The 9,090-nt window shown below is 63.1% G+C and carries 7 protein-coding genes; all 7 read right to left on the bottom strand.

Translation table 11 applies throughout. The features are described from left to right. Positions 1-59: 59 nt before the first annotated feature. Positions 60-467: a type VI secretion system-associated protein TagF gene (gene tagF, locus C9413_RS21805; RefSeq protein ID WP_170250898.1), complete on the bottom strand. Its 408-nt coding sequence runs from the start codon at positions 465-467 to the stop codon at positions 60-62. Beyond that, positions 449-3,979: a type VI secretion system membrane subunit TssM gene (gene tssM, locus C9413_RS21800; RefSeq protein WP_170250897.1), complete on the bottom strand. Its 3,531-nt coding sequence runs from the start codon at positions 3,977-3,979 to the stop codon at positions 449-451. Before tssM ends, tagF begins: the two co-directional genes overlap by 19 nt. 1 nt (position 3,980) lies before the next feature. Then, positions 3,981-5,300 carry a type IVB secretion system protein IcmH/DotU gene (gene icmH / locus C9413_RS21795; RefSeq protein ID WP_040115649.1) on the bottom strand — a complete coding sequence of 440 codons (1,320 nt, stop codon included), beginning with the start codon at positions 5,298-5,300 and terminating at the stop codon, positions 3,981-3,983. Between the two features lie 4 nt (positions 5,301-5,304). Next, complete coding sequence (gene tssK / locus C9413_RS21790) at positions 5,305-6,639, bottom strand: type VI secretion system baseplate subunit TssK (RefSeq protein WP_170250896.1); 1,335 nt, start codon at positions 6,637-6,639, stop codon at positions 5,305-5,307. A 16-nt stretch (positions 6,640-6,655) separates the two neighbouring features. Next, complete coding sequence (tssJ, locus tag C9413_RS21785) at positions 6,656-7,117, bottom strand: type VI secretion system lipoprotein TssJ (RefSeq protein WP_040115647.1); 462 nt, start codon at positions 7,115-7,117, stop codon at positions 6,656-6,658. Further along, a complete protein-coding gene (tagH, locus tag C9413_RS21780) occupies positions 7,117-8,385 on the bottom strand; it encodes a type VI secretion system-associated FHA domain protein TagH (RefSeq protein ID WP_040115646.1) in 1,269 nt (422 codons plus the stop codon). The genes tssJ and tagH overlap by 1 nt, the downstream gene beginning before the upstream one ends. Continuing rightward, a partial coding sequence (gene tssG / locus C9413_RS21775; RefSeq protein ID WP_170250895.1) for a type VI secretion system baseplate subunit TssG occupies positions 8,382-9,090 on the bottom strand: 709 nt, incomplete at its 5' end. The genes tagH and tssG, both read right to left, overlap by 4 nt.

The raw sequence follows: 9,090 nt of genomic DNA, 5'->3' as shown, positions 1-9,090 counted from the left end.
CACTGCCAGGTCCGCAAGGCCACGCGGCCGACCGGGTCGCCGGACGCCGTGATCGCGGGCTAGGGCGGGGCCACAAGGCGGGCAGCCAGTCCGTCGCCGTCCATCGCGCCGTCGCTGGCGGACTTGCCCGCGGCTTCCAGCGCCTCGGGCCAGTCTGCGGCGAGGGTGGCGATGTCAGTGGAGGCGATCGGCGGCGCAGCCGCGATAGTCAACGGAAACCGCCGACCCGCGCGGTCGGCGCTTGCCATCACCACGCCGGTCATGGGTCCGAAGGCTTCCGGCCCGAGGATAAATCGCAACGCTAGATGAGCCGACACCGAACCTTCCGAAAATCGGTGAACCAGATGCCGGGTGATCCAGCGGTCCCATGGGCCAACGAAGGATGCCGTCAGGCCGCGCGTGACGAAATCCCCCATCGCGGGCAGTTTTCCGAAGAAGCCTGGCAGGATCACAGCTGCGTCGGGCACGAAAACCTCGCAAACATTTTCAAGTCGTAGGGATTGGCCACGCTTGCTGCCCGAAGCTCGAAATCGGCGTAGTGGCCCTGTGCGGCAAGCCGCAGCTTGTAAAGTTCCGGAAGCTCGGTCCCGCTCAACCGGCCGGCCCGCAGCATGCGCAGGAAAGCCCAGCTCCCGGTTTCGCTGACCATCACTTCCGGTGAACCGTCGATCGGCTGGAAGGCAAGGGTAATTACGCCCGTTCCGTCCTTGCCCGGCCAAGTCATCGGCTGGGGGCGAGTTGGGTTGTTGAAATAGGTGAGGCTCTGGCCGTCGACGTTCAACGTCACGCGGCCGACCGTCGGCGAAAGGTCCTTGGGCTCGAGCGTAAAGGTCAAGATCGGTCCGGCACCACCTGGAAAGAGGCTGTCGCGGATCAGCCGGGCCTGTTCCAAGGCGGCTAAAGCTGACGAATCGAGCCGGATGTCAGCGCGCCATTTCCAAGGGTGACGCGTCATGTCGACATAGTTGATCAGCTGATTGTTGATGAAGCTGTCAATCAGCCCGCCCGGACCAAAGACCCGCGCAAAGTCGACCACGTTGACATCGATTGCGCTGTCAGGAATGAACGGATAGCGGTTCGCCAGCGCCGCTTGACAGAAAGGCAACACGTCGGCGCGCCAGATGGCGTTAAGTTCAGAGGTGACCGCTTCCGTTGTAAGGCCGCTCGTGTCGCCGGCGATGCCGGCCAGCCAGTCGTCTAGCGGGTCGGGGAGGGTTATGGCCTGTTTTGCCACCGCCCCTGTGAGTTCCGCCAAGCCGCCTTGCCGCTTTATTGCATCCTGGGCATCGGGACTTGCCGATACGGTCTGCAGCATGTTCGAGAGCGCAGTGAGCGCCGCGACGGCGTCATTGAGTGCTGGAGGTTGGCCGTCGACCTCGGCGATCGCGGCTTTGATGGGTTTGAAATGCTCGGCAACCAGCGTGCCCGAGAGGTCCACTTCAGCCTTGGAGCCGGGGGCGGGCATCAGCTTCACGCCCTTCTTGGCAAGCTTGCCGATTTTGCCGAGCTTGGACAAAAGCTTGGAAGTTGCAGCCGGAGGGACTTTGCCCCCAGCGTCATCTTCAGAACGGGTAAGTTCCGTCTCCTGCACGATGGCGTTCAGCAGCCGCTTCATCGAAGAGTCTGCGCTGGAGAGATCCTTGAGATTTTCGCTCGCCGTCTGGAGGTCTACCAGCGGCGCGAGCCTTACGTCGCGCAGGAAGCTGTCCCACTTCGCGATGTAATCGTCGTAGTAAAGTTTGAGGATGTCCTGGGAAAGCGCGGCGACTGACGGGTTGGCATTTTCCGAGCAGCCTCCGGCGAAGATGGAGCGATCGAGTGCAGCCTGCGTGGCCACGTCCTCCAGGCGCGCAAGAACCACGTTGTGAAAGCCATCATAGGTGAAGGCGCCGCTGATGCCCACTCTAAGGGTCTTGTCCGAGCGTCGAGCGAGAACCTTAAGGCCGTTTGGGCCGACGTGGTCCGCCGGGATCCAATCCTTAAGCGCTCTGACCTCCGTATCTGAGAGCAGTGCATTATAGGCACGCACTGGAAGCGGAATTGAGCAGATGCTCCGCAATGCTTCGCCCACCAGCGCCTCATCGGGCTGGATAAGCGCTTGATCCGCCGCCATGTTGTCGATTGCAGCGAGTTGATGGTCAGCGGCCATCTCGGTCCGGAAGGGCGGCACGGGCGAGAATTCAGGCAATCGCTCCGTCCACCATTGCTTGGCGAATTCGGGGTCCATCGGCGACAATCCGGTCATCATGCGGTACGTCTTCAAGGCGCCGAGAAGGAATTCCGGATCGCGGATCTGACGCCACATCGTCGCCTCGAGCAGCGCGACCATGCGCGGTTCCAATATGTTGCGCAACGAGCGGTGATAGGCGTCGGCCTGTGCCTGTCTGATCTCGGTCGCCGCAGAAGGCCCGATCAAGGCAGCAATGCCACTTGGCGGCTCGGTACGGGCATTCGATACTTCGGTTGCGGCCTCAAGCGCCACATCCAGATCGAGCGGTTCCAGCGGCGCTTGACGCGCAGCAACCGGAGTGAGCGGAAGCTGCAAGGCTTCAAGCTGTTCGGCCTGCGCCGAAAGAGCCGCGTTGTTTTTCCGATAAGAAACCGTAAAGGCCAGACCGGCCACGACAACTGATGCCGCGGCGGCCACTGCAGCGCCGCGCCATATCCAGATACGCCGTTCCTCTGCGGCAGGATCGAATGTGCCGAGGCCCGCCTCCTTGAAGATCACTTTCGTGAGCAGGTCCTTCAGGAAGAAGCTGCGCTTCTCAACCCGCGGCATCGGCGCAGCGAGCTGTGCCGGGAGACCGAAAGAGGAAGCGAGGGATGCCGTCAGGCGGTCGATTGCCGTGCCTTCCTGAGTGGCGGAGGTTAGATAGATGCCGCGCAACCAGGCGCTTTCGGCATAGCGGCTTTCACCGAACACGGTTTCGACCAGCACGCGAATAGGCTCGGAAAGGCTTTCAACCTGTGCCGGGAAGCGGAAGATCTCTGCACGGGCGGTAAGGTTTTCTTCATCTTCAAGACGAGGAACGAGGCGTCGTTCGAGCACGCCAACCAATGCTGCGAGTTCCCGTGTGACCTCGCTGCCGTCGATGCTCGCGCCGGGGGGGAAGGTTGCTCCCCAAACCTGTTCGCGATCGGCCGTCGAGAGCCCTCCGTAGAAAGTCTCGAACCCCTTTATGAGATCGGCTTTGGTCAGCATCAGGTAGACGGGCAGGCGGATCTCGAGCCGTTCCTGAAGTTCGGTCAGCCGTTTGCGGATCTGACGGCCATGCGCCCGAATGGTCGCGTCGCCTTCCAAAAGCGTGTCGATGGCGAGTGCTACGATGACGCCGTTCAAGGCCCGGCGGCCCCGGTGCTTTTTCAGGAGATCGAGGAAGCCCAACCATTCCGCTGCGTCGACGTCGGGTTGGCTTTCCTGTTGAACGTAGCGGCCCGCAGTGTCGATCAGCACCGCCTCTTCGGAAAAGAACCAGTCGCAGTTGCGCGTCCCGCCCACCCCATGCAAATCGTCGGACAGGTCGATGGGGAAGCTCAGTCCAGATTGCCGTAGTGCCGTTGTCTTGCCGGTCGCAGGCGGTCCGATGATGACGGACCAAGGCATCTCGCGGAGAAACTTTCGGCCGCCGATTTTTTGGCGTTTCAGCTCCGCCATCACTTCCCGGAACTTTGCGCCCACGGAGGCGACGCCTTCCTCGGCCGGGCTAGGGGGCGCTTCCGGCGGCGGGGCGATTTCCGAAACGAAAAGGCGATTGGCGCGGATTGCCCGGCGTTGTGCCGCGATCCACCAGATGAGAAACAGCGCGAAGAGAAGGCCAATGATGACCAATCGCACCGTCTCGGACGCTAACGGCGCGCGCTCTCCGACACTGATGATTGGGCCGAAGATCCAGACGATCAGGGACAGCAACACGAGCCCGATGAAGGTCCAGAGCCAGCGCGAGGTTAGGATCGCCCAGAGGAAGCGGAAGATCGCCATCTCAGAGCCCCTTCTCGATCAGGAGCTCGATGCGGCGGTTGGCAGCCCGGCCTTCGCGAGTGTCATTTCTGGCAAGGGGGAGCGTCGCCGCACGTCCTTCCGATTTCAAGCGCTCAGGCGGCAAGCCGCTTGCACGCAGTAAAGCGGCAATCGTTGCGGCGCGAGCCTCGGAGAGGCGTTGGTTGTTGGATAGCGGATTGGAGGCCTGGAGCGGAACATTGTCGGTATGTCCGATAATCGTGACACTTCTGATCAGTTCGGCATTCTCCTTGATAACAGCTGCGACGGAGGCGACGAGCGGCTCGAAGCTTTTCGTCAATTCGGGCCGGGCAGACTGGAAAAGCTCCGGAGCGCTCGACTGAAGCAGGAGTGTGACCCGAGAGGCGTTTTCATTGCCCGTCAAGGCCGGCAGAAGCGCAGGAGGTGCGGCGGCACGGAATTCCGGCAGCAGCTCAAGGACGACAGGTTCGACGCGCGGCGCATCCGGTGCCGGCGCGCGCTTTTCCGGCCGATAGATCTCGGCACGCTCCGGCGGCGGGATCGCCCGAACGAGCGTAGCAAGTTCTTCCGCCTTGGCGCCTAGCCGCATCGACAGAAGCACGTAAATCGCCGTCGCGAGCGCCACAGCCACGACTGCGAGCACCCAGATCGGAACGGCAAAGCGGGAAGGCTCGTCGGCTGCCGCGACACCCTCCCACCTGGGCGAGAGCGGCGCGCCTTCGGCATCCGCGTCCCGCAGGAAGCGAGCGGCTGCAGCGCGAACGGCGCTGATGGAGCGATCGCCCGCACGCCCTGGCACCCGATATTTGCCGCGGAAACCAAGCGCCAGACAGAAGTATTGCAGCTCCAGCAGTTCACGATCGCGGCCGGGATAGCGCTCCAGCTCCTCCAGCCTGGCAAAGAACTGCGCTCCGGCATCCACGTCGCCGCGGAGCATGACGACCAGCGGCTGGCGCGGCCAGGCGCTGGAGCCGCCCCAAGGCGTATTGAGCGCCAGATCGTCAAGCAGGGAGGCGACAGCCCAGGCAGCCGCATCTGCCCGCGCCAGGCTTGCGCCGGAGGCCACGGCCGCATCGCGCGCCGAAACCAGCTCCTCCATAAGCCTGGTCCGCAGGGCTTCCGGATTGCCCGGTGGCAATGCATTCTCGAGTTCAGGCGCAAATTCAAGCAAGGTGGCGAAAGCGTTGATCAGCGTGTTGGGGTGGGATCGCGCGCGTCTCGCCAATGCGCCGGTGGGAATGACAGGCATTGCCCCCGCCGGCGGGCGGATGCGTGTACGGCCCTGATCTTCCGAGAGGCCGAATGGATCCTCACTTGCCATGGTGCTACCTATTTACCGAATAGCAGTCGACCTGTGGTTCGCTGGGCAAAACGCCGGAAACTCCGATCACGAAGCCGGGCGAGCGCAGAAGCGATTCCCAATGCTCGCTGCGTTGATCGAGCTCAAGGCAGAGACGGTCTCCGTCGTAGGGGATCTCGCGGGGCTGCGAGTGAAGGGGCTTGAGGCGGATGCCGGGCAGTCGCGACTTCCACAACGCCTCGAATTCGTCCGCAGCACCGACGGTCACCTGATTGACGAAGATCTTGCGCAATGCCTCGTCAGACATGTCGCACCCAACGCGCACAACGATGCGGCTGGCCGTTAGCAGTTCGGGATTGTCGACGCGGACCTTCCAGACGTTGGTCGCGTGCTTCAGAACCGGAAGAGCCCGCGACTTCGGCTCGACATAGCGCAGGCTCAAGATCAGCGAGCGCAATGTGGCGGCGAGTGCGGCAAAGGCCGGCCCCGGCGTCATATGCTCATAGGTGGGAAGCTCGCTCAGCCGCCGGGAGCCCGATCCGTAGGTTGCCATTCGGCCAGCCAGCCCACTGAGCTCCAGAAAGAGCTCGGCCGGATGAAAAACCTCCTGAGGGAGCATGTGCGCCAGTCGCGGGCGCGCACTGTTGGCGAGATCGAGCACTAGGAGATTTTCCACGCTGCGGCCGGGGCCGCCAAGCACCATCTTTCCATGCGCTTCGGCTATGCGGTCGAGCCCCGTGATTACCTCCTGCAGAAGCTGGCCGTAGAAGGGCACCGCACCGGTTGCGAGTGCCGGCGGCAGGAAATTTTCGGAGATCGCCACACTGCCGTCGGAGAGCAGCCCCATAACGTTCGTCACCGGCATTGCCGTGTAGCCACCGGTCGCCTGCGCCGGCGAGAGAAGCAGGGCTTGCGGCCGGGCGATCTCGATCTCTTCCGGATCAGCGCCCCCGTGGACGGCATCGCGTATCCACTCGATCCGTCCTCTAAACCGTGCTCCGGTTGGTTCGCGGTGAGCCGGGTCGAAGCTGGCGCCGCCGGGTGGCTCCAAGGGCAGGGCGAGCTGCACCGCTCCCGCGCCCATGTCACCCGTGATTGTCAAAGGTGTGGGGGCGTCCATCGTTTCCGGTATGGCAAACGGGGTGCCGTCCGGAAAAATGCCGCGGGCCGACGTTACGCCCACCCGCCCGGCTTCCAGCTGTGCGGCATCGAGCGTGAGGGACCTGAAACCGAAGGTCTGCAGCCGTCCAGCCTGCAGCGCGCCCCTCACCAAGGCTTCGGTATAACGGTCTTGCTGCTGGAAATGCTGCGTCCGGAGGAAGAGCCCCTCGGACCAAAGCACCTTGTTGATATCCGTCATGCTGAACGCCCTCCATTCAGGCGAGCGCGAGCGCCATACCGCCGCGGCCTAGTACGACATTCGCAGTCACCGTCGATTCCGGCCTGATCGGCACGCTCCGTCGCCAGGTGCGACCGCCCGGTTCCCGGAACAGTGCAACAAGACCGAGGAACGTGGCTTCTGGCGGGAACGCGACCGTCTTTGAGGCGCTTGCACCCGGGGCGACCGTCATTTGCTCGGACCCGACGAGGTCTGCTCCGAGCGCGCCGGACGGATCGGATTGCAGGGCGAAAATATCGGCAGAGTTGAATTTTCCGACATCCTTCAGCCGAAGAATAAGGAGGGTCACCGGACGTTCCCCACCACCAGCGGCCGCATTCATCCCCGCTTGTCCCGTCGCCGTGACCGTTACGGTCGACGATTTTGGCGGGCCGCCCATGCAGGCGGAAAGCGCGCCTGTCGCGCCAATCACCATGATAAAGTCGCGTCGGTTAAGCATCAGTCGTTCTCCCTCTCTTCATAGCCGTCTCGAAAGTCGCTGCCGATCTCGCCCAGGAAGCGCGTCGACGCACTTTTGGCGATCTCGCGATAGCGTTTCTCATAAAGCTCCCAGAGCTTTGCCCGCCTGCCACCGGCAAGCAGGGCATCCAACGCGGAGTGCGATTTCAGTTCGCTTTCCAAGGTCGCCGGGTCGAAGCGGCCAATCATCCTGGCGAGCGCCGCTTGGACGCCGCGCCACGTTCGCACGTGGTGGTGTGCGAGATCGCGGATGGAACTGCCGATGGCGGCCTCAGGAGGAAGAAAGCCGGCCTGGCGCTGCGCCAGGAAGGTCGCGATCACATCGTCCACCGTGGGAAGGAATTTAAGAGGGTTGACCTCGGATGCTCCAACCACAGTCTGGGCGATCCTCGCTTCGCCTTTTTCTTCGGTGCGCTTGCGCAGGAGATGCATCAACCCTTCCAGCATCATCCGGTATTCCCGGCCGAAACTCTCCATCTGGGCGACCGGATCTGATGTCGTGAAATCATCGGCGCCGAGCCCCAGTCCCCGCAGGAAGGCGTCGCGCAAGGCGGTTTCGGTTTTTGCCGTCCTTTCCTGCATTGGCTTTGCTTGTGGTTTCGGGGCAGGGCGCGGTTCGGCTGGGGGCTCCGTGACAGACTGCTCGGGCGGCGTTGTACCGGGTAAAGAAAAATCCCAAGCCCCCTTGTCCTGACCCGATGCTGGCAACGGATCAAGGCTGAAGGGATCGTCGAACATGGGCGCCCCTTTTGCTGTCTCGCCCCTGCCTGCTGCGGCGAATGCCCCTGCGGCTGGTTGTTCGAATGGATCGGGCAATCCCGCCGGCCGCGGGGGGGGCGCTGCCGGCTCCCTGCGCCCGGAGAAGAAATCGTCCCGCTCGAAGCCGACCGGCGGTGGGGAAGCCGGCTGGTCAGACGCCCGCTCCGTCGACGTCGCCTGGAAATCGACGCGGACGACATAATTTCCGAGCTGCAGCCGCGCTCCGTCATGCAGCGGGGCGGAGTTCCCAAGCCCAAGCGGCGTGCGCGACCCATCGATGAAAAGCCCGCCGCTGGAGGTGTCCGTCACCACATACTGGCCGCGAACGCAGGCGATCGTGCAATGAGCGCGTGAGATATACATGTCGGGATCGTCGATCCGCCAGTCTGCGTCTGCGCTGCGCCCGATGACGAGCTCTCCCTCGACGAGCCGCATCTGGCGCACGGCTTGGGGTCGGGGGGCTTGCTCGAGAGTAAGGATGAGGCTCATGCCACAGCCTCCGGCATTTCCGGCCGCCAGCCAATGATGGTGCGTATGCACAGATCATCTGCGTCACTGCGATCTTTCGGTCGAGCGAGCCAAGCGATCTGTCCGATCCGCGCTGCTCCCATTTTGGCCGCGGGAACTTCGTCCCGCCTGAGCACGAGCCTTACGTCGACATCGAGCCCGTATCCCACGAGATCGCGGATCGCGGTCTGCAGGGTTTCGCGCCGTTCGCAGCCCGGTAGGAAAGCTACGTAGTCGGCAAGCGTCAACGGGCCGATGGAGAGCTCTATCCTTTGCTGCCGCTGGAACGTCCTCGGTCCGATCGTGGCGCTTCGTCCGAGTTGCACATGCGCGCCGCCAAGCCGGGACTGGAGCCCGTTTGGTATAGGCATAAAGGTGCCGACAAATTCGCGAAGCCGAACCGGCACCTTCAAGAGGTCGGCAAGAAACAGGGTGAGCCTCTCCGGCCCGTCTACCTGATGGGCAAGCGCCGGAGCGTGAGAGAGCTTCGTGGCATCGATAGCTGCGTACCCATCATGGGCCCTACCACACAAGCCAAGGCCGGCCAGGGCTGCCGACATTACGCGAATACGGCCGCCGTCTGGGCGCCTGACCTGCACAGCCGGATGAGCGTCGGCCCACGCCCGGGCACAGAGAGCGATCATCCGATGATGAAGAATATTCACGTAATCGACGACGGTCGTATAG

Origin of the sequence: Rhizobium sp. SEMIA 4085 (assembly GCF_013004495.1) — a bacterium.
In the GTDB taxonomy this organism is placed as follows: domain Bacteria; phylum Pseudomonadota; class Alphaproteobacteria; order Rhizobiales; family Rhizobiaceae; genus Rhizobium; species Rhizobium gallicum.
This window is presented reverse-complemented; position numbering and strand designations above follow the sequence as displayed.

Excerpts from the sequence above, each read along its gene's own strand:
- tssM (WP_170250897.1), bottom strand. The coding sequence starts at position 3,979 with ATGGCGATCTTCCGCTTCCTCTGGGCGATCCTAACCTCGCGCTGGCTC.
- icmH (WP_040115649.1), bottom strand. The coding sequence starts at position 5,300 with ATGGCAAGTGAGGATCCATTCGGCCTCTCGGAAGATCAGGGCCGTACA.
- tssK (WP_170250896.1), bottom strand. The coding sequence starts at position 6,639 with ATGACGGATATCAACAAGGTGCTTTGGTCCGAGGGGCTCTTCCTCCGG.
- tssJ (WP_040115647.1), bottom strand. The coding sequence starts at position 7,117 with ATGCTTAACCGACGCGACTTTATCATGGTGATTGGCGCGACAGGCGCG.
- tagH (WP_040115646.1), bottom strand. The coding sequence starts at position 8,385 with ATGAGCCTCATCCTTACTCTCGAGCAAGCCCCCCGACCCCAAGCCGTG.